This window comes from Paenibacillus sp. SAFN-054 (assembly GCF_051966755.1).
Lineage (GTDB): Bacteria > Bacillota > Bacilli > Paenibacillales > Paenibacillaceae > Paenibacillus_AQ.
The window spans coordinates 118,453-139,804 of sequence record NZ_JBQCKS010000008.1; the positions used below are offsets into that span (position 1 = coordinate 118,453).

Here is a 21,352-nt window from a genome sequence, read left to right on the forward strand (position 1 = left end):
CGCCCAAGGATGTTCCCGTATATTATATTAATGCAGGCTTACTTCAGGCATCAGCGTGATTTCAAAGGCCCGATGCCAGATGAAACCCGGATTCTCATATTCGAGCTCCGCGCATCCATACACTGCATAGGTCCACCCGTTATGTTTGATCTGGCGGATGCAGCGGGCTTTGTCCGGCAGGAAAGCATTCTTCGCCGCAAGCGCCGCCGTATGGGTCTGCATTCGGTCCCGTAAAAGCTGAACAAGCACTTCGTAATCTTCCGGCGTGTTAAACAAGCCCATGTTCTGATCCGCGTACGGCACATTCGTGTAGAGGGCATGCGCTCTTGAGTACGTGCGGATTTCAGCGATGGCGAGCTTTTTATAGTAATAATCCTTCAGGAAACGCTTGAATAGGAGAGAACCGTGGCCATTAGCGGCAGTACCAAGCGCAGGGGGCCGATGATCCGCGACCAAAAAGGCGTAACGTGACTGGGCCATGCCCAAGGCGAGCCCGATTTTGTTGCCGGCAGTATTCCAGCCGCTGTATCCAAGCAACGCCCCTGTCGACACGCTGTTCAGCAGTGCGAGCGTGACGCTCTCATCCGCTGCTCCGCCGCCCACGAAATCGATGGCGATGGTAGGAATCTTCTTCTTAGCGTTCGATTCGATGCGGCTCACCGCTGCTTGCGCCTCGCTGGCGCTTGTAATCGCGACGATTTCCATGTCATACGAACCGGCATTCACGAAGCGGCCTCCGATCATATCCACATGATAGCGGATATTATCATGCACGCTCATATATTCGTACGGGTTCACGATCGTCGAGCCGTCAGGCCCGAAGTACGTGACGCTGTATCCCGGCTTGGAGCCGCAGCGATGAAGCTGGCTTGCCATGCGTCCCATCAAGGAATAACCGAGCCCGTCCGCATCCGGAAGAATAATAACACGATCCGGATTTTGCCCGCCCGTTCCACCAAGCCGGTCGTTTACCACCCCTTCGAGAAAAGCAATCTCGTTGGCCTGTACCCCTTGCGTATAGGAATCATCGACGCCGATAGCCAGAAAATCGATGTATCCTCCTTGCAGAAGCTTATCCAGAATATAGTAGTTGGTTTTGAATTTATGGCTTCGGGCATTGTAGTACAGTTGTTTGTCAAAATGGACCGGCGTTCCGAAATGCGTTCCGTCGGGCTTGACGTCATACCCCGCAATAATGCCTTCCAAATCGGACGCTGCCAGCCGCGGCTGCTGCGCAAAAGCACGGGCCTCGTCATAGGCAGCCTGGGTCAATCCCTCGACAAAGACCGTCGTCGCCAGACGCATGATCGTATCAAGCACATACACAGGCTTGTTCGGACATGACTGCTTGATCTCCCGGATGACATCGAGGACTTCGGTTATGGCCGGATCGTAGTCGGGATAAGCTCCTCCCCCGCTTGTCCGGAAGCGCCGGCTTCCGATCAGTCCGCCATAAGCAAGCATATCGGTCGATATAATAAATCCGTCCACCTGCGATACATGCTCCAGAATAAACTGACGGATGTTCCCGGTATTGCCGAACACCGGTGCATACGTATTTTCCAGGACGGACCCCGCAGCTTCAGCCTCTGTATCCAGGCGGTTCTTCACATCGTCCGCATCCGGGGTAATCACATGGATTCCGGCTGCCTTTCCTTGCATGATTACGTCATCCAAATTCACCGGACGATCGTCCAAAGGTACATACAGAACTTTTTTCATAATCAATCGCTCCTTTTTCTTACGCATGGGATGTGTTGCGCAACAAAATTCTAAGAATAAGATTGTCGTTTGGTCTGCAGCCGTCATAGCAAGGAGGGCGATGGGCCGAATGTCCGGACATCCCGCGCTGTTCACCTCTCCACGAAGAGTAACTCGTGTAATTTACAATGTTTACCTCCGTGAAACCATAATAACATATAACGTATCCCTACGCAATATAAAATACGAACCTTTGTTCCTATTTTTAGATCAAGACTGGAAATTCATCTCGCTCACAGGTAAGATATGAATCAAAACGTTAAGAAATGAGGGGGACGTTATTCACGCTTGGTTAAAAATGATTCTGGTTGTGTTCTTGACCAGCATCCTGACCCGTTTCCTGCCCTTTTCCGCCTTTTTCCGGAATGTGGATACCCTGGTCCATGAGCTATCGCATGCGATCGTGACGCTCGTGCTGTCCGGTAAAGTGCGGGTCATTCATTTGTACAGCAACCAGAGCGGCGTCACGCTATCTTCCTATGCCGAAAACTGGATGGCAATCCCGATTTCGCTTGCCGGATATATCGGCTCCGCCCTATTCGCCCTACTGCTGTTCGTCCTCTATGCTAAACGGAAAGAACGAGCCGGGCTGATCGTCGTCATGGCGCTTGCCGCCATCGCAGCCGCCCTGTTCGTTCGCAACGGATACGGCGTTCTCTGGTGTACCGGTTTTGCCGTGCTAAGCGCCTTGGTTGCATTCATGGCTCCCTCCTGGCTGCGGAAAGGTTATTATATCCTTGTTGCTTTTATCTGCCTGGTCGAGTCAGTTATCAGTCCATTCGTGATTTTGTCGTTATCCGTATTTAAACCCGGTTCTGCCGGGGACGCGGCCAATCTCAGCCGGGCTACGCATGTGCCCGCCTTCATCTGGTGCCTGGTGTTCGCCGCTTTTGCGTTATGGTGCGCCAAGCTGTCCACGTCGCTGCTGTTTAAACGGGGCTTTGGCGGCGGCAATCCTCCGAAGGTCTAATCTTATTGAGACGGTTTGAAGCGTACGATACGCGGATATCCGTCTTTTTGTGCTTCATCATGCGGAAGGATTAACGGCACCCTTTTCACCCAAGTCGCCAGGTTTTTTGTGCCCTGCCTGTAAGTCACAATAACGAATGTGTTGTCCGGATTCGGCGTATGTTCGCCTTTGGGGATAAAATACCGCAGGGTCGCAGGATAGGTATGATTCGTATAGGTAAAGCCAATCCGATTGCTTAAGCCCTGCCCTTCTTCGCTTAAACCTGCCTTCTCCATCTCACTCTTTACTAGAGATAACGTCACCGAATCATTGCCGAAGGAATAGTCCTCCTTAGCCGTGTTCTCGAATGTCCGTGCCGTTAACGGACTGTAACTGAATACAGGATAAATTCTGACGGTATAGTCGCCCGTTGCAAGGGGCGCTTTCTTGGCGTTGTCTATTGTCAATTCAATGTATCTAGAGTAATTCTTTGCATTTGGGATGGATGATTGTGATTCCATGTCCTTAAGATAAGCTTTCACGAGAATGTCTTCAGGCTGGAGTTGTAATGCTGCTTCTTTGCCTGAAAATACTAGCAGAAACAGTGCGAGCATCACAAAAAGAATAACCAGACCGATGTACGCACTTTTATTTCTCATGATCTCACTCCCTGTCTATGATTGGATACGCCCGTATTGATTCTTTGTAGCTTTCCTTCCTCTATCATACAACCGACATCCATATTTTTACACAAAAAAACTAAGACCCGCCGGAAACTCCGGCAGGCCAGTCATCATGCCTTATGGATGATTTACGCTTTTTTCTGCTCCTCCAACTGCTTGCGCAGCTCCGTTTCTTTGGCCAGCAGGTCCGTGTCATCCGTTAAATCCTCCGGCTCGAACACCTGTCGCAGCTCGATCTCCCCCTGTCCGAATCCATGGGGGTCCGGCATGCGCATCGCCCATTCGATGGCTTCCTCTCTGGACTTCACTTCAATCAAGGTATACCCGGCGATCATTTCCTTGGCCTCCGTGAACGGACCGTCGATCACCTTCGGCTTGCCTCCCGGCTCCGGATAGGAGATGCGGATACCGGTCGAGCTCGGCTGAAGGCCGTCGCCCGCAAGCAGCACGCCCGCTTTCACCAGTTCCTCGTTATACTTCTGCATTGCGGCGATAAGTTCCGGGCTTGGCATAACCCCCGCCTCTGAATCTGTTGTTGCCTTCACAATCATCATGAATCTCATATATAATTCCTCCTTTTATAGTGAACCTTTGTCACCGGTTCGGAACATCTTAGGTTCAAGCTGCTTTCAGTAATACGACGAATCTGATGGGATGAAATCGACAGCCGGCTGGAATTGCTTTGAGGACATCCTGTTTAGCTGGCCCCCGCGAAATATGCCGTCAGCTCCCTGGAGATGGCTTTGGCATCGAGCTTCCTGGTATGGCCAAGCCCCTTTTTACTCAGCAGCCGTGCATTCGGAAGCAAATCCGCCAGAGCCTTCGCGCCGCGGCGCAGCGAATCCGGGCTCTCCAGGCCTTCAAGCACCAGGGTGGGTACCGAGACGGCAGTCCACGCTCCCCGCGGGAGTGGCTTCCCCTCCATGTAACCGTCCATCAGAGCGGCATCGTACGGCAGCGTGTGTGCCACCGCCAGCAGCCGCTTCCATACGCCGGGCATCATGCGCATCATGCTGACGACGAAGGAAGGTGCCCCCATGCCTTGGGTCATAAAATATTTGATCGCTTCCGCCCGGCGGTCAGCGGCAATGAGCTGGTTCACATGCTCGGCGAAGCCATACGGCGCCTTGCGATCGGAAGGGTTCACCACGAACGGGGGCTCATGGAGGGCCAGCTTCGTGATCTTAGCTCCGTTCGCCGCCGCCTGAAGCGCAAGCACCGCCCCAGACGACAGGCCCCAAACATAAGCCGAGCCACCCGCTTCATCAATGAGCGCCTGCAAATCCTCGATCTCACGCGTGATGGCGTAGGAATTCGCATCCCCGCTGTCGCCGCGGCCGCGGCGGTCATAATTGTAAACCGTGAAGCGCTCCGACAGAAGCTCCGCCAGCTGCACCTGCGCCGGAAATTCCCGGTAGCTGAATGCACCTGCGACTAAAATGAGCGCCGGCCCCTTGCCAACTTTGTCATAAGCGATTTTCGTACCATCTTTCGAGATTATGGTGTGCATGAAAAGTTCTCCTTTACGATTGGGTTCTCTCCGGTTATCCGGGCTTCTATTATGACGACGAACCAAACGAGACCAAATCGACAGCTCCGGGAAAAAAAGTTAACTTTTTTTGCGAAATCCATCCCAGTTCATTCTCTCGATGAATATTTGCTATGATAAAAGTAATCATTCCGCTCTTCTCTGTAAGGATCAATGCTATGATAAACATCTCTGCTATCATTATTTGCGGCCAAGGAAGTGAAGTTGATGTGGAAGCTCGATCGACAGAGCCAACAACCTCTATATGAACAAATTGCCGATCATCTGGAACAACGAATAGCTTATGGGGAGTTCCCGCCGGGCAGCCTCCTGCCCTCCGAGCGAAAGCTTGCCGAGCAGCTCGGCGTCAACCGCAGCACGGTGATTCTGGCCTTCTCCGAGCTGCGGTCGTTGGGAATCATTGAGAGCCGCTCCGGCAGCGGAACCCGCGTGAGCCAGCATAAATGGGGGGCTACGCCGAGGCACACGCCCAATTGGAAACGGTATGCCGAAGGCGGCAGCTTTCTGCCGAATGTGCCTTTCTTGAGAAGGATTCGGGAAGCCCTGCAGCAGAACCCGTCCCTTATCGATTTTGCGAGCGGCGAGCTTTCCGGAGATTTGGCACCGATGGATGAAATCGCGGGACTGATGAGCGGGCATCATTACGCCTCCTACCTGGGCTACGATAACCCGCAGGGATATATGCCGCTCAGACAAGCACTGGTCGCATACCTGGATCAATACCGAGGCATACGGACGACCGAGTCTTCCATTCTGATCACGTCGGGATCGCAGCAATCGTTATTTTTGATTACGCAATGCTTGTTGTCCCCCGGCGATGCCGTCGCGATTGAGGACCCTTCCTATGCCTATTCCCTGCCCATGTTTCAGTCTGCCGGGCTCCGGCTGTTTCGGCTGCCGGTGGACCGGGAAGGCATGTGTCCGGATGACCTGCATGCTTTATACAAAAAGCATCGCATCAAGATGATATTCACGAACCCCAATTTTCAAAATCCTACCGGGATGGTGCTTCATGAGGAGCGACGAACGAAGCTGCTGGACACCGCCAGGGAACTCGGACTTCCGATCGTCGAGGATGATCCTTACAGCTTAACGGGTTATGCAGGCATTCCCCGTCCCTCGCTCAAATCGGTGGATACTACCGGCTCCATCATTTACATCGGCTCATTGTCCAAAATTGCCGCTTCTGGCCTCCGGATCGGGTGGATGGTGGCTCCGAATGCCATCGTGGAACGATTGGCGGATGCCAGACAGCAGATGGATTTCGGTCTGAGCGTCATTCCACAGCAGGTTGCAGCCCAGTTCCTGTCATCGGAGCTATTCGAGCCCCATCTGGCACGCCTGCGCATGCAGCTTCTCTATAAGCGGGATCTGCTGGTCGAAGCGCTGGAAAAGGAGCTCCCGGGCGAAGTCCAATATGAAATCCCTCAAGGAGGAATTCACATGTGGTGCAGGCTGGTCCCCGAGATCCATGACGCCAAGCTGCTGGAAGAAGCGATTAAGAATGGAGTCGTGTTCGTGCCGGGCAGCGTTTACGGCTCGGATGCCGGATTCGTACGATTCACGTTTGCCCGCGCACGGACAGAGGATATTGGACCCGGGATCGCCCGTTTTGCCAAAGCGCTGCGGTATCTGACCCGTTGATCCTGCCAAGCCAAGCCTTGCGCTAACGCAAACAACCGCCGAGTGGCGTGCACACGGCGGTTATTTTTCGATATTGGATGCTATGGATTCCAGATTACGATCATAATGACAGCCAGCAGGATGATGCAGGCAGCATAAATGCCGCTAAGCCGCGCCCACTTTTTCCCCGTAAACTTAAAATAATTCGGGTCAGCCTTCTTATTGCTTTTCGATTCCCCGATCATCATCGTCGCGACAAAACCGACCACCATCACGGCCACGGCAAGAATGAATAATCCCGTCATGTTCCCCCTCCTATACGGGTTCCTGTTCAAACTTGTCTCATTATATTGAAGCGGCCCGCTCCTGTCACCATCCACTTTCCGATTCTTTGGACCATCCATTTGGTTGTACCATAGACCGTGACAGACTTAAGCCTCGATGATCAAATCTATGTTCTCATCCATGAGATATATCATGCCCCAGGCGACCCCCGACGGTCCGGCTCAATTATCGCTCATCACTTCTGTACTCTCGCTTCAAGTCCCGTTCTTCTTAATTTTTGAAGGAGCAGCACGGCAATCAGCGATATAGGAATGACGACTCCAAGCCCGCTCTCCACGTAAAGCACGGTTCCCCTCAATGCATCGGCCTGTGTAATCGATTTCGGATAAAGTCCGATCACGAATACCGCCATAACGATAATAAACTCGATTCGGCCCCGCTTGATGTTCGGAACAGCCTGCTTTAGGGTCGTTAGCGAAGCGAAGCAGAACATATACGTGACCATCAGGCTCGCAAGCATGAACAGGGCCAGCACCATGTTTTCGATGCGATTGAAAAAAGTGAACTCTATGTGATCAAGAAGATTAACAACCGGATAGGCATACGACAACAGCTGCTTAAAACTGAAAAAGCCGAATGAGATCAGGACCAGCGACAGCAAGGATATACTGATCAAGCAGTGGCCGAGGATCACACCTCTGAATAATTTGCTCTGCTTATTCACGTAAGGGAACAGGAACAAACAGAACTCAAAGCCGACGAAGGAGGTGTAGATCTCCCAATAGCCTAGAAATGAGTGCTGCTGGGGGGTATCTTGCAGGAAATGGGTCGTTAAACGAACCGCCTCCCATTCCCTCAGGTGAAACAGGTTAAGCAGTACGGTCCAGAAGGTCATCAAAAAGAAAACCGTATTGGCCTTGCCTACGTTATAAATCGGCTTGATGAGTAGAAGATAGAGCATGAAGCAAAAGATCAGGAACAGGTAATTGGGGTTTGTTGTCGGGAACACCATCATTTCATAGCCGAAAAAAAAGCTTTTCCCTATGAAAGAAGCAGCTATGATCCAAAAGAACGCCAGCGCCGCATAGATCGGATACCAGAAGTATTTGGGCAGCACAGACTCCAGGATTTCAAATACGGAAGCCCCGCGTCCCAGCCTGTAAACGAGCCAAAATAAGCCGATATTCGCGACCGCCAGCACCGACAATAGAATAAATACCAGCCACCCGTTTGTCCCGATATTCTCTGCCACCTTGCGGGGAAGCGAGAAAAAGGTTACGTTCTTTTCGGCCATGTAGATCAGCAGCATAATATGGATCACGTTCAGCTTTTCCTTCATTGCAAATCACCGACTTCGTTATGTATTCTCGCCGCTTCCGAAATAATGTCCCCCAAAATCATCCTTTTTATGCTGTAGCAAGGTCGCAAGGGGCTTCATGTGATGGAGGGAACGCAATAAAAGAGACGACCCGCGTCGTTGATTACGAACGGTATCCGTCTCTTGTTCTTTGTCTTCTCGTGTATTCACGAGAGAAACACCATATTCTTATTTATAATATACGTCAGCATAATCTTCATGACGGTCAAATTGACTCCTTGCGAAAGGACATAATGGCATAATCTGAATTCCGTTCATCCGGGCAAATTCGACCAATCGCTTCACCAACGCCTGTCCTACCCCTTGACCGCGCAGATCATCGGAAACAATTGTATGGTCGACGATAATCATATGCTTCCCATTCTGAACATAATGGATTTCAGCTTCTCTCCGGCCCTCTTCTCCCACATAAAAACTGTTTGCATCTTGCTTTATTTCGAGCATCATATCCCCCACTTATAGGCTTTGATTTCCTTACCCTATTTCTCGGCAAGAATATATTCCAATGCGCCGCTTGGACATTTCTGGATTTGGGATGCGATCTTGTCAGACGTTTCCCCATCCGCATGCACCCATGGTTTCTTTTTCACATCAAATACTTCCGGTAACCCGCTTACACATTTGGCTGAATGAATGCATTTTCCCGGATGAAATATCACCTCGATATCCTTCCCTCGATATCGCTTGAATTCATCAGACATGTCCTTTCACGCTCCTATTCCGATTAGACATATTACTTATTGACCAGATATGCCGCGACTTCGGCCAATCGTGAGGCGTATCCCCATTCATTATCGTACCAGGCTGCGACGGAAAGGATGTCTCCCTGTACTTGAGTCAAAGGAAGATCAATGATGGAAGAATGGGAATCGCCAACAATACGGGAAGACGCCCATTCCCCCTCCAATACGTCCAGGACTCCCTTCAACTCACCTTCCGCGGCGGAGCTTCTGAAGATATCGTTCACCTGTTGAACTGTAGCTGGTTTGTCCGTCACCAGATTTAATTCGGCGATACTCCCCGTACGTGTAGGAATCCGGTATGCCTTCCCCGTAATTTGCAAATCACTCCAGATGAATTTCAGAGCCCTTGCAGCTCCGGATGAAGAAGGAATGATATTCTCCGCAGCGGCCCATGAGTCGCGCCGGTCCTTCATAGGCTGATCCGTCAATGATTGGGTGTTCGTATAGGAGTGCACTGTGGAGAACAATCCGAACTTGATCCCGAAGTTTTCCTTTATGATTTTGACGACTGGCGCCAAGGCATTGGTTGTACAGCTCGCCATACTTATAATCTTATGTTTTTCCGGATCAAAGCTGTCCAGATTGATTCCTTTAAGCAGTACGGCATCGCAGTCATCCAAGGTTTTACTTGGTCCACTAACCAGTACCCTGTTCGCGCCCCGATCCAGATGGACCTGAGCAGCGGAACGGGTGACGGCCCGGCCTGTGCAGTCGATAACCAAATCAACATCCAAGGCCTTCCAATCCGGAACTTCCTTCGATGAATTGATAAACTGAATTTTTCGTCCACCAATCATGATAGAACCCTCATGCCCGGAGACACCTTCGGGCCAGCGTTTATAGTTGGTATCCACTTCGAATAGGGCCGCCAGCGTAGCTTCGTCTTTGATATCCGATATGGACTTCGGAACGAACAGTTCATCTTGTAAAGCAACTCTTAGCAATTGCCTACCAATTCTCCCAAATCCGTAAATAGCTATCGAACCCATAATACCCCTCCACTAGATTATAAATTTGTTCTTCCTATCGAACCTTTCCGTCGAACCTTTCCGATACATTATTGGTGAATGCTAAATGGAATCCAATTCCTTCACTTGAATGGGGGGCAGATTCTTTTCAATTTCAGCCCGGCGGTCTTCGAACCAGGATGGCAGCATTAATGTCTCGCCCAGGTGCTCTTCAGGCTCATCATTGGCGAAGCCCGGCGGATCTGTCGCGATCTCAAACAATATGCCGCCGTGTTCCCGGAAATAGATCGCATGGAAATACTGCCGGTCAATGACAGGTGTAGGATGAAACCCGCTGCTTTCCACATGACTTCTCCATGCTTCATGGTCTTCCACATCCTTGGCTCGCCATGCAATATGGTGAACGGTGCCGGCACCGGGGACTCCCGATTCCATGGGCTCCGCATTCACATCAATCAGGTTGCCGATATCCCCTTCTGCCTTATAACGAATCAAGCCGCCATCCTGTCCTACCTTTTCAAGTCCCAGAACGTTCTCGAGAACCTGCATGGTCTTGGTGGAAGCCAAGCTGTACAGCACCACGCCTCCAAATCCCTTAATGGCCTTATCCGCTGGAATGTCTCCGAATGACCACGTATTAAGGGCTCCACCTTCCCGTTCAACGATCTCTAACTGCAGACCGTCAAGATCCACAAATTCGATGTAGTCTTCGGAAAAACGGGTGCTTTCCGTGAAGGAAATATCGAACGCTGCGAGGCGTGCTTTTCAAAAATCAAGTGCGCCTACGGGTACGGCGTATGTTGTTGTCCCTACTTGTCCTCCACCGATGCGACCCTTATGGGAAAATTCGTACGGGAAGAACGTAATAATCGTTCCAGGACTGCCTTTTTCATCGCCGAAGTACAAATGGTACACTTCGGGCGCATCAAAATTAATTGTTTTTTTCACAAGACGAAGACCCAGGACTCCGGCATAAAAATCCACATTTCTCTGCGCATCCTTCACGAAACAAGTCACATGATGGATGCCTGCTGTTTTCTTGCTGATATGTTCCATCCTTCCCAAGCTCCTTTTGTTCGACTTTCCGTTCATGCTCTTAACCCGAAACATGCTCCTGCTTCACATCATAGGGAAAAGAGCAGCAGCGAACCATTCCAATTTATCTATACTTCTATAGCGAATTTACTATATCTTCGGCCCGGATCACCCACTTGGCCCAACGCAAAAAGGGCCAGGGGATTTTCCCAGGCCTTTTGCGATTACATACCCCGAGTAGAAACCGGATCCAGATTACCCCAAGAATGATTTCAACATCCATACATGCTTTTCGAGCGAGTAATGAATGGCCAACAGCATATCTCCGGTCGTCTCATCGTCCTCACGATTAGCGATGCTCATTCCTTCTTTAAGCTCGTGAACCATCGTTCCAAAATCATCAACAAGCGTGCGGACCATTTCCGCGGCGCTCTCATGACCCGCTGCATCTTTGATCGTCGCGGTGTCAAGAATTCCCTGCAAAGTCGCTATAGGGCTTCCACCTAATGCCAGTAGTCGCTCGGCAAGATTGTCCACATGAAGCGCAGCCTCCGTGTACAGCTCTTCAAATTTCACATGCAAAGTAAAAAACTGTTGTCCTTTGACATACCAATGATAGTTATGAAGTTTGGTAAACAGAAGACTCCAGTTCGCGATCTGCGTGTTTAACACTTCCACCAGTTTTTCAGACATATTAAAGCCCCTTCTTATTTAGCATTAAATTCAAGGACCCACTATAACACACCAAATAAATTGCTGTATATGCGGATTTTGAATTATAAGAAAAAGCTATACGAGATATAGACAAATCGATATGGGTCATGTTCAGGGTCGTTTTACACTTGTGTTGTGTTGCATCCCATCTCAATTTAAAGGGATATAGTTTTTTTCTATGAGATCTATAGAAAACTGAAGATTGTTTGCACGGTTACAAGTTTAATAGACTGGGTATATATCAGCAGGATTCCCTGCTTTTCGGAGGTATTTCCAGATACGGGAGATAAATCTATTGATTATTACAAACCAATTCTGAAGGAAGTGTGGTATTAACATGGCTAAATTAACAGTTGGAACAGAAAACGGGCAACCCATTGAATTGTACTTCGAGGATGTTGGCGCAGGCAAACCTGTGATTTTAATCCATGGATGGCCGCTGAGCGGACGCTCGTGGGAGGGGCAGGTTCCAGCCCTCATCGAAGCAGGTTACCGCGTAATTACCTATGACCGCCGCGGATTCGGACAATCCTCCCAACCGTGGAACGGTTATGACTATGATACGTTTGCGGCGGACCTTCATCAGCTCATTGAACATCTGGACCTTCATGACGTAACGCTGGTCGGATTCTCCATGGGTGGCGGAGAGGTTGCCCGTTACGTTGGCACATACGGAACAAGTCGTGTGAAAAAGGCCGTGCTTGCTGCTGCGGTTCCGCCGTTCTTCTATAAATCTGACGAGCATCCGGAAGGCGGTCTGGATGAGGCCACCATTCAAGGCTTCCATGACGGATTGAAAAAAGACCGTGTCGCCTTCCTGGACGACTTCACCCACAATTTCTTTAAAGCAGGGGATCGAACCGACCTGGTGAGCGAGTCCTTCCGTCATTACAACCTTGAAATTGCTTCTTCTGCTTCGCCAAAGGGGACGCTGGATTGTGTGGATGCCTTCGGCCGGACGGATTTCCGTGGCGACCTGGAGAAATTTGATATCCCACTGCTTGTTATCCATGGTGATTCCGATGCGGTCGTGCCGATTGAGGTAAGCGGCCAGCTTTCCCACGAAGCCGTTGCAGGCAGTCAGCTCGTCGTCATTGAAGGCGGACCCCATGGTTTAAACGCCACTCACCCGGAAGAATTCAATACCGCTTTGATTCACTTCCTGAATACAAAATAATTGCTTGAACCGTGACCCATAAGAAGGACGCTTAAAAAGTGACTCTCTTGTGGGTTCTTTGTGATGAAACGAAGCAGGGAATCTTCTTTCATGCCTCAGGCTTCTTCAAACCGTCTTCGCTGGCTTCGGAATTCCAGCGCTGTGATGCCTTCGGTATCCTTGAAGATTCTCGTAAAATGCTTCACATTTTCGAATCCCACCTGTTCACTGATTTCGTATACCTTCAAATCGGTATGCATCAGCAGTTCCTTCGCCTTATCCAGTCGTAGCCGGCGAACATAGTTCGAGAAATTCTCGCCGCAATATTCCTGGAAGGCTTGGCTGAAATACGAGTAATTGAGTGAAAAGTGGTTGGAAACGACCGCCATGTTCAAATCGTCGGCATAATGCAGCTTCAGGTATTCAAGAACCTTTTGCATCGTATTTTGTTCGGTGGGTTCCCGCTCTCTTTGATCTTGGATAAACAGATCCAGACAATCGAGAAGCTGCCCGACGGCTATGCGATAATCCTCCAATCGGTCGAAGTTTCCGATGTGACCGACACAGGCATACGGCCTTAATAGATCGAGTACTTTATCCCCATAGATGCGGAACAGCTTATCGAACAGCTCCTCGTTGAGCAGCTGGCTAATACGTTCCAGGTAGCCGATCTCACAGCTGCTGATCATGCGAACATCGAGAATTTGATCGAGAAGCTGCTTCATTTCATCCCCGCGTCCCATTCCGATGAGATTCAATATTCGCTGAACGAGATCCACAGGAACGACATGCCGTTCATTGCGTTGGCTTATGCCGGTGTAGTCCAGCACATCGAGTTCCGGAAGCAGAATGCCGTATTTCAAAGTTTGCTTGGCTTGACTATAGGCCCACCTGATCTGCTCAATCCCTTGAACAGATTCGCTAATCGCAATTCGCAGCTGCGGCTCATATGTACTCACTTTCCACCGTTCCGCCAACTGGTGGAACATAGCCGGGTCGCGGGCGACCATAATCGTCCCGCCTTTTCCATCACGCGTGAGCATCCAATCCATCTGCCCTTGTAATAAATCAGCGAGCTGATCCCTAAAGACAGCGGCATCCGTCCCGCCAGCCTGTGCTTCTCCGCCGCGCCGCGTAAGCAATCCCAGCGTATATTGTTCTTCCAACCAGCTTAAGCCGGCCTGCCTCAGCTTGATCGGTGTTAAAGCATCACCCGCATCCTTCTGGGTCAAATGCAGGGTAACCAGCTCCGAAGCAGACAGGCGGGTATCTTCACCCGCCGTCTTGTCTTTCATCATTATATCCTGCATTAATCGCCTCAGAACCGCAAACAGCTCCTCCCGCACCACAGGCTTGACGAGATAGTCCTTCACAGCAAAGCGAATTCCTTTCTTTGCATATTCGAAGTCATTGTAGCCGGACAACAATACAACCTGGGGTTTCATCGGATGGTTTTGCAGCTCTTCAAGCAGTTCAATCCCATCCATAATTGGCATTCGGATATCTGTAAACATCATATCCGCAGTCTCTTCGCGAAGCATCTCCAGCGCTTCTTGTCCGTTCTCCGCAAACCGGTAGTTGAACAGATTGGGGAACTGTCTCTCGATGACCGATTGCAGCCCCCTCCGAATAATCTTCTCGTCGTCGACGATCAGCAAGCTAATCATAGATGTCCACTCCCCCTCCCATGACCCGGTATGGCAAAGTCATGATTATGCGTGTATAGCTTCCTTCCTGACTCTCGATTCGAATCCCGTACTCCGCCCCGTAGCTCATCACTAAACGTTGATCCACATTGCGGAGACCGATACCATTGCTGTCTTGGCTATCTTTGCGAATGAATAATTGCCGGGCCTCCTGATAAGCGGATTCTTCCATTCGCAGCATTTGATTCAATACCCTTAACGTCTCTTCCGGGATGCCGCAGCCGCTGTCAGTGATCTCTATGACGCAGACCCGATCACGCCGGACGGCAGAGATCGTAATGACAAGATTTCCGTCGCTGGAGTGCATGCGGCTCATCCCGTGCTTGATTGCATTCTCGACTGCAGGCTGTAAGGACATTTTGAGCACTTCCTGCTTGAGGCATTCCGGTTCAATCGACAACCTTAGATCAAGTCTGCCATCATAACGGATATTCATGACGGATATATAATGCTGGACCTGCTGAATCTCATGCTTGAGCATCACGTGGTCCTGCCTCCACTCAAGCGAATAGCGCATCATACCGCCTAGCGAGGTCATGATATCCGATATAAGGTACTGTCCTTCAATCTCCGCCAGCATTTTGACATTCTCCAGTGTATTGTAGAGAAAGTGGGAATCGATCTGGTTCTTCAAAGACCGAAGCTCGGCTTCCTTGCCTGCCGCCTGCCGGTCTGCCTGCTCTTGGATGAGTTCGTTAATCTTCAGAATGAGCTCGCGGTAATGAAATCCCAGCTCTCCTACCTCATCGTTACCGGTCACCGGCGGAAGTTCGACGTTGAAGTTACCGTTTCTTACCTGCTGCATCGATTCCCTTAACGCCTTAAGCCTACGCAAAATAATCGCTTGCATCGAGTAAGACAGCAGGATGAGAAATGCTGCCAATAACGAAACGAGTACGATATAACGAACTCTTGAATGGTTAATGCCTTTCATGGTCTCCGCAAGACTAACCATATTGACCAGATGTACGTCAATCGACGGGATATAGGTTTGTAATGCCATGTAGGACTGCCCCTGAACCTGGAACTGCACGGCCTCATCATCGGTATTACTCGCCCGTTTAATGTTGCTGATTAATTCCTCTGCGCTGTGCTGCTTGAATACAGGCGAATCCTCCAAGCTATACACTTGTCCGTTCCTTGCTACTACAATCAGCTGGGAGTTCATGTCCTGTACGCTGCTGAACGTTTGGGAGAAGAATTCAGACAGCTTCATCGATATCTCCAGAATTCCGTTATGTGTGGCATTATCCGGATATTTGAATTCCTGCAAGTACGTCATAAAGGGCTCCTCCGACGATTGTTCGGAAGGCGCACCGGTGAGGCCGACGTCTTCCTGGATCTCCCACCAGATTAAGCCGCTCTGCTTCATTACGTCCTTATGCCAAGGCTTGTCCTGAATACGTGATTCATGCAGGATGACGGGCCAAATCTCATTCACATACAGGTTGTCCGTGAACAACCGGACATTCGCAATACGCGGATTGTTAAACAAAAAGTATTGAAAGCTGTTAACCACGTCTTTCTTAATATGAAGAACATGCGCCGTATCCTGGATTTGTTCAATTTGCAGATAATTGTTCATTTCCCGATTGGACAATGCCAGCTGACCGGTCCATCCCATCAGCTCGATGTTATTCTCAATATTGATCTTCTCTTCCTTGAGTACATACTTGTGGTTCTCCGACAATTCCTTCATAGCCTTGGAGGATTCCTCATTGAGCGTATACCAGGAGAATAAAATAACCGGTATAAAGATGACGAACACAAATGACAAAATCAGTTTGACTTGAAGCGAAAGCTTAGAGGTAAATACACGTATTCCCAATATCCAACGGATTGCTGCGAATCCCATTTTTCTGTTTCACATCCTGCTGCTTCCACTATCGAACGACGGATTGGACGACGATTTCAGCTTCTCTACATTTCGTTCATAGGCTGCCTGGCGGCTGGCTTTGATCGCTTTATATTCGGGATCCCCGGTCGTGGTGTTCATGTAATCGGCGAACCGCCGGTCGAATTCGGCATCCGACTTGGACATCAGCAGCTTCGGCAGCGTCTCGGCCCAAAGCCGCGTATTTTTGCTTACCGCGATCCCCTCTTTTGTCGTCGGGTCCGGATTCAGATTGACGAACTCGCTCATGCTGACCGTCTTGCCCCTCGTCCAATCCATCATTTGTTTGGAGGGCTCGGCGTCCATTCCCGTCATCCAAGCCAGATTCATATTCGTATCCATCAGCATCCAGTACGTATAAGAACCGCCATATTTGCTGCCGAACGCTTGACGATCAGTGTTCAGCAGATGCATGACCTCCGGCAGGAACTGATCTTTGCCGTTGATCGTATCGTAGGTAACACCCTTCTCTCCTAAGAACAGATCCTTGTTTCCCTCTTCGCTGAGCAAATAGCTGAGGAAGGCAATCGCCCTCTTCTTATCTTTGACGTTCTTTGAAATCAGCGTCACCGTCCAACCGGCGATGCCATTTCCTGCGAGCGTTGGCGCATCATGTGCATCATTCGCCGGACCATCAATGGCGATATACACCTTATTCGGGTCCTTCTGATACAGCGCCTGGTTAATCTCTGAGAAATCGGACCACTGATACAGCATGGCAAAATAGCGCCCTTGCGATATTTTTTCATCCTTTTCCAGTCGTTTCTCATCAATAAAGACATCTGTCGGCATCAGCCCGTCTTCATTCGCTTGGCGAAACATCTTCAGCCATTTCAGATAGGTCGGATCGCTTCGACGGTCATATAGTTTGCCGTTTTTCTGCTGCGGAATGGCCAGGAAGTTCTGAAGGTACTCTTCCAACGAATAGTTGCCCGTTTCTGTAAATTCATGCAAGCCAATCGGAATGAGCGGCTCTCCGTCTACTTCAGGAAACTTCTCTTTCGCAGCCTTGAGAGCACCCAGAAACCCTTCCGGCGTGCTCATATCCGGCTTTCCAAGCGCCTCATACATATCTTTTCGAACAACAAAGGTCTGATTAGAAGTAAAAAGCTGGCCATACTTTTGATAATCCGCAGGCGAGGAAGATGCATTCGGGTAACTGTACACATTGCCGTCATCCTGTGTGTACCAGCTCAGCTTCGCGGGGTCGGCCACTTTGAAGAAATAAGGATCGTACTGTTCCGCGAGCTCGTTTAGTGGAAGCACCATATCTCCATTAATCATTTTCTGCACGGAATCCTCGTATGAGCCTAACGTGATGAAGTCAGGGAGTGACCTTGCTGACATCATGGTGTTAAGCTTCTCGCTGGCGTCGCCAGCAGGCACAATAAAGTTCAGGCTGATGCCTGTCTTCTTCGTTATATAATCGGAAACAACATTTCCTCCCCATTTGCCGGTAAACCAATCGAAGTTGATGTACCAGTCAAACGTTACCGGTGTCGTGTCCAGCTTCCAAGCAGGCTCATCCGGAGAAGGCTTCGTTTGGGAAGCATCGGCCTCCGTAAGATGGGCGTTCGAGTTCGTAGGATCCTCAGCAGCGCCATGACTCGGTGTGCCCGCATTCCCAGAACAAGCCGCTGTCGTCCAACACATGACCAAAGCTAGTAACAGCATTGCTGATTTACGCATTTTATCCAATAGTAATTCCCCTTCGTCTATGCAGTGACGAACATATTATTACATTATTCCAATCAAATTCTGCCCGAAGCAGGCCTACTCTATTTAGAATCTCAATTTACAAGTATAAAGGTTATGGACAGCAAAAAAAAGAGCATCCGCCTGATGCGGAACGTTACTATTTCCCAGGTTTTCCTGCCGTCAACGCGAATAAGCGAGCAGACAAGGTATACTCCCTCGTCTTGGCTCGCTCTCGTTAGCTGCATAAGTTGAACTAAAAAACAAACATTTATGGCAAGCGGAAATTACAGAACCATTTATGCCGCTGGTTGCCACCTTTTAAGGTGATATCAGAAAAAAGTCGATGCATTTCTGAACAGAAGGATTGCTGTAATGATACTTTTTACAAATCAGCTTAATCTCACGAACAGGCGTTGGATCTACGAGACGGATGATTCTCAGTTGCTCACCAGGAACCATGACAGACGCAGGCAGAATCGCAACCCCCATCTTTTGCAGAACCATAGAAACGATCATTTCGGTGGACGTTGATTCAAATTTTGATTGCAAGGACTTGACCATTTTAGCGCTGAACGCATGAAGATGATCCATTAAGCTTCTATCTCCAACAAATAAGGTGGTTTCTAAATCTTCCAGCTCTTGAAAAGAAACGAAGGCCCGATCTGCCCATGGATGCTCCGCATAAACGGCCAATGCTTGTTCTTCTTTATACAGATGCATCATATGGATTTCTTTATTGGGCGTATAATGGTCGGTAAAGCCGATATCGATACGGCTATCCAATAATTGCTGCGATGTATTTTCTGCACTGGCAAAGTTTAATGTGATATCGGGATAACATTCATGGAATTTCAAAAAACGGGGTATGAAACCAAAAAAGTCCATAGGCGAAATGCCTATCGAAAGTTTATCGGCCTGAGCATTGTGTAAATCGTAAGTTTCCTTCTTCGCCTCTTCAAGAAGCCTCATCACGGAAAGGGCTTTTTCGTACAGGATCTCCCCGTCCGCTGTAATCTTTACCCCTCTGCCGACTCTCTGAAATAAAGGGGCTCCAACTTCGACCTCCAGATAGCGTATCTGTTGACTTAAGGTGGGTTGGGAAATCATTAGAACTTCTGCAGCTTTCGTAAAGCTTCCTTCTTTGCAGATTTGAATGAAGCATTCTAGTTGCCTGAACATGCAAGATTCACCTCAGCCTCTCTTACATAGGAATCCATCTCTTGAATGAATATGCGTGCAATGGACCTCTTCGAAACGGAATGATGGCATACAAGAGATATATCCCAACGAGGAATATGGCCCTCCAGTTTGATCATACGCAAAGAGTCGTCCCTTACATTTTCAAGCAAAGATATGGGGATAAGAGCTGCTCCAAGTCCATGACGAACCCAATGAATCAATACGGCTGTGGAGGATGTTTCGATGCTCGATTTCAAGGTAAACCCGCAAGAGAAACAACACATATCTATTAATGATTTGTTTTGTTCCCGGAATATGATGGAATTCATTTGTTTTAATGACGGAAAGGATATCGCGGATTTATGGGCAAAAGGATGTTCTGGGTGAATCAACAGCGCCATTTCTTGTCTATACAGATGTGTCGAAAGGACCGAAGCATCAGACACCGGCTTTGCCGTGATCCCAATGTCTACCCGTTGTTCCAAGACTTCATTCTCCGCATCCTCAGCATCGATAATTTTCAATGAAACATTCGGGTACTTTTGATGGAACTTCATGAAATAAGGGGCTAGATATTCAAGTTCAGCAGGACAACACCCAATAGAAAGGCTCTCTCTGAATGGGTTGTTTCGGCCAACGATTTCATTTCGCGCTTCTTCCAGAAGATTCATAATCGCCCTGCCTTTATTCAAGAGAATTTGTCCCGCTTCCGTTACTTCAACTCCCCTGCTTACCCGATCGAACAAATGAATATTATACTCATCCTCCAACACCCGGATCTGCTGACTTAGTGTAGGTTGAGTTACACCTAATTCTTCTTTTGCCTTCGTCAAACTTCCAGATTTGCAAACTTGAATAAAATATTCAAGCTGACGCAGTTCCACACGACTTCCCCCCTTAGTTCATCCCGTTTGGTTGTGTTGTAACATCTCCCTCTTCCTAAACCCTTGCTTACGTTTCTCAATTGTCCGAGACTGTAGTTGACGTAGAGGGTCTATTCGTATGATATAGTCGATGCGATCGTCAAAAACCTTTATTCGGCTTGCTAAATAAAATGAACTAAAGCTTAACCTATTTCTCTTTGATTCCATACGGAATACAGGAAAAGTGCGCTCCCTTTCTTTCGTTCAATTTAAATAGCCGGTACCTTTATTAAACATTATATAAGGAACCTGACCTGTAATATATCCGCTGGATTTCAGGTTAAGGTCACTAGATTTTAGGGTTGGTACGCTAAGAACAGGATGTGAATGGTTTAAAAATGTTGTCCCTGCTTCTCATCCGCAGAGCTGAAACACCTCGAAGGGCTCCTCCCTCCTGCATCTGCAGCCAGCTTTCGCTGTGACAGCTAGCTACATGGGAAACGCGCTCCTCGCAGCCTGGAATTACACCAGCAGATGCGTGCTGAATTAAACGGCAGAAAGATGTGTACTCCTGGGCACGCCTTTAACCAAAAAAGCAGCCGATCCCTTATCGGCTGCTGGCGTTTCGAATTTGAATTATCGTTTCCCGTTAAACCAGGACCAAGCTGATTTCGAATGGACTATGATTACCTTTTAATTCCGTGCCAAGATTATGCTCGGCGGTAATATGCCATATAAGAGTCTCGAGGGGGCTTATCCCGATGTTCTTGGCAACAAAAAAAACGCCTTTCGGCGTTTGCTTTTTATGATATGAGCGGCTGTTCCGTAAAAAATGGTCGGGATGACACGATTCGAACATGCGACCCCCTGGTCCCAAACCAGGTGCTCTACCAAGCTGAGCTACATCCCGTTAATGATGGTGCCGGTGAAGGGACTCGAACCCCCACGGTTTCCCTCACGATTTTGAGTCGCGCGCGTCTGCCAATTCCGCCACACCGGCCTATACAAGAAAATGCGCCCTAAGAGATTCGAACTCCTGGCCTTTTGATTCGTAGTCAAACGCTCTATCCAGCTGAGCTAAGGGCGCAAATATTGGAGCGGACGACGGGAATCGAACCCGCGACCCTCGCCTTGGCAAGGCGATGCTCTACCGCTGAGCCACGTCCGC

General features: G+C 49.2%; 18 protein-coding genes, 4 tRNA genes and 1 pseudogene. 3 read left to right on the plus strand and 20 right to left on the minus strand.

Annotated elements, in window-relative coordinates; translation table 11 throughout:
• Window positions 1-27: 27 nt before the first annotated feature.
• Window positions 28-1,722, minus strand: coding sequence for a DUF4127 family protein (locus ACTHPM_RS25845; protein WP_440397974.1), 1,695 nt, complete (start codon window positions 1,720-1,722; stop codon window positions 28-30).
• Between the two features lie 337 nt (window positions 1,723-2,059).
• Here ACTHPM_RS25845 and ACTHPM_RS25850 point away from each other — a divergent pair, with 337 nt between their 5' ends.
• Window positions 2,060-2,731 carry a M50 family metallopeptidase gene (locus tag ACTHPM_RS25850; RefSeq protein ID WP_440397973.1) on the plus strand — a complete coding sequence of 224 codons (672 nt, stop codon included), beginning with the start codon at window positions 2,060-2,062 and terminating at the stop codon, window positions 2,729-2,731.
• Between the two features lie 2 nt (window positions 2,732-2,733).
• Here ACTHPM_RS25850 and ACTHPM_RS25855 read toward each other — a convergent pair whose 3' ends face one another.
• The 3 genes from ACTHPM_RS25855 to ACTHPM_RS25865 form a co-directional block, all read right to left on the minus strand.
• Complete coding sequence (locus ACTHPM_RS25855) at window positions 2,734-3,369, minus strand: hypothetical protein (protein WP_440397972.1); 636 nt, start codon at window positions 3,367-3,369, stop codon at window positions 2,734-2,736.
• Between the two features lie 152 nt (window positions 3,370-3,521).
• On the minus strand, window positions 3,522-3,956 hold the full coding sequence (locus ACTHPM_RS25860; protein WP_440397971.1) for a YciI family protein: 435 nt from the start codon (window positions 3,954-3,956) through the stop codon (window positions 3,522-3,524).
• 134 nt (window positions 3,957-4,090) lie between these two features.
• Window positions 4,091-4,903 (minus strand): alpha/beta fold hydrolase, encoded by an 813-nt coding sequence (locus tag ACTHPM_RS25865; RefSeq protein ID WP_440397970.1) that lies wholly within the window; start codon window positions 4,901-4,903, stop codon window positions 4,091-4,093.
• Window positions 4,904-5,149: 246 nt separating this feature from the next.
• Between ACTHPM_RS25865 and pdxR the strand changes: the two genes are divergently transcribed.
• A complete protein-coding gene (gene pdxR, locus ACTHPM_RS25870) occupies window positions 5,150-6,586 on the plus strand; it encodes a MocR-like pyridoxine biosynthesis transcription factor PdxR (protein WP_440397969.1) in 1,437 nt (478 codons plus the stop codon).
• Between the two features lie 80 nt (window positions 6,587-6,666).
• Here pdxR and ACTHPM_RS25875 read toward each other — a convergent pair whose 3' ends face one another.
• From ACTHPM_RS25875 to ACTHPM_RS25905, 7 genes and pseudogenes are all read right to left on the minus strand, one after another.
• Entirely contained in the window at window positions 6,667-6,870 is a 204-nt protein-coding gene (locus ACTHPM_RS25875; protein ID WP_440397968.1) for a hypothetical protein, read from the minus strand.
• A gap of 215 nt (window positions 6,871-7,085) precedes the next feature.
• Window positions 7,086-8,189, minus strand: coding sequence for a GerAB/ArcD/ProY family transporter (locus ACTHPM_RS25880; RefSeq protein WP_440397967.1), 1,104 nt, complete (start codon window positions 8,187-8,189; stop codon window positions 7,086-7,088).
• Between the two features lie 207 nt (window positions 8,190-8,396).
• Window positions 8,397-8,672 (minus strand): GNAT family N-acetyltransferase, encoded by a 276-nt coding sequence (locus ACTHPM_RS25885; protein WP_440397966.1) that lies wholly within the window; start codon window positions 8,670-8,672, stop codon window positions 8,397-8,399.
• Window positions 8,673-8,707: 35 nt separating this feature from the next.
• Window positions 8,708-8,929, minus strand: coding sequence for a (4Fe-4S)-binding protein (locus ACTHPM_RS25890; RefSeq protein ID WP_440397965.1), 222 nt, complete (start codon window positions 8,927-8,929; stop codon window positions 8,708-8,710).
• Between the two features lie 32 nt (window positions 8,930-8,961).
• A complete protein-coding gene (locus ACTHPM_RS25895; protein ID WP_440397964.1) occupies window positions 8,962-9,960 on the minus strand; it encodes a type I glyceraldehyde-3-phosphate dehydrogenase in 999 nt (332 codons plus the stop codon).
• An 81-nt stretch (window positions 9,961-10,041) separates the two neighbouring features.
• A pseudogene (locus ACTHPM_RS25900) lies at window positions 10,042-10,986 on the minus strand (ring-cleaving dioxygenase).
• A 243-nt stretch (window positions 10,987-11,229) separates the two neighbouring features.
• Window positions 11,230-11,667 (minus strand): Dps family protein, encoded by a 438-nt coding sequence (locus tag ACTHPM_RS25905; RefSeq protein WP_440397963.1) that lies wholly within the window; start codon window positions 11,665-11,667, stop codon window positions 11,230-11,232.
• A gap of 358 nt (window positions 11,668-12,025) precedes the next feature.
• Between ACTHPM_RS25905 and ACTHPM_RS25910 the strand changes: the two genes are divergently transcribed.
• A complete protein-coding gene (locus tag ACTHPM_RS25910) occupies window positions 12,026-12,865 on the plus strand; it encodes an alpha/beta fold hydrolase (protein ID WP_440397962.1) in 840 nt (279 codons plus the stop codon).
• Window positions 12,866-12,960: 95 nt separating this feature from the next.
• Here ACTHPM_RS25910 and ACTHPM_RS25915 read toward each other — a convergent pair whose 3' ends face one another.
• The 9 genes from ACTHPM_RS25915 to ACTHPM_RS25955 form a co-directional block, all read right to left on the minus strand.
• A complete protein-coding gene (locus ACTHPM_RS25915) occupies window positions 12,961-14,511 on the minus strand; it encodes a response regulator transcription factor (RefSeq protein ID WP_440397961.1) in 1,551 nt (516 codons plus the stop codon).
• Window positions 14,504-16,405, minus strand: coding sequence for a sensor histidine kinase (locus ACTHPM_RS25920; RefSeq protein WP_440397960.1), 1,902 nt, complete (start codon window positions 16,403-16,405; stop codon window positions 14,504-14,506). Before ACTHPM_RS25920 ends, ACTHPM_RS25915 begins: the two co-directional genes overlap by 8 nt.
• A 9-nt stretch (window positions 16,406-16,414) precedes the next feature.
• Entirely contained in the window at window positions 16,415-18,133 is a 1,719-nt protein-coding gene (locus ACTHPM_RS25925) for an extracellular solute-binding protein (protein ID WP_440398074.1), read from the minus strand.
• Window positions 18,134-18,460: 327 nt separating this feature from the next.
• Window positions 18,461-19,321: a LysR family transcriptional regulator gene (locus ACTHPM_RS25930; protein ID WP_440397959.1), complete on the minus strand. Its 861-nt coding sequence runs from the start codon at window positions 19,319-19,321 to the stop codon at window positions 18,461-18,463.
• Window positions 19,306-20,205: a LysR family transcriptional regulator gene (locus ACTHPM_RS25935; protein WP_440397958.1), complete on the minus strand. Its 900-nt coding sequence runs from the start codon at window positions 20,203-20,205 to the stop codon at window positions 19,306-19,308. Before ACTHPM_RS25935 ends, ACTHPM_RS25930 begins: the two co-directional genes overlap by 16 nt.
• 812 nt (window positions 20,206-21,017) lie before the next feature.
• Window positions 21,018-21,094: transfer RNA gene (locus ACTHPM_RS25940), tRNA-Pro, on the minus strand.
• A 7-nt stretch (window positions 21,095-21,101) separates the two neighbouring features.
• Window positions 21,102-21,184: transfer RNA gene (locus tag ACTHPM_RS25945), tRNA-Leu, on the minus strand.
• Window positions 21,185-21,197: 13 nt separating this feature from the next.
• Window positions 21,198-21,271 (minus strand) — tRNA-Arg (locus tag ACTHPM_RS25950).
• A gap of 6 nt (window positions 21,272-21,277) precedes the next feature.
• A tRNA-Gly gene (locus ACTHPM_RS25955) sits at window positions 21,278-21,352 on the minus strand.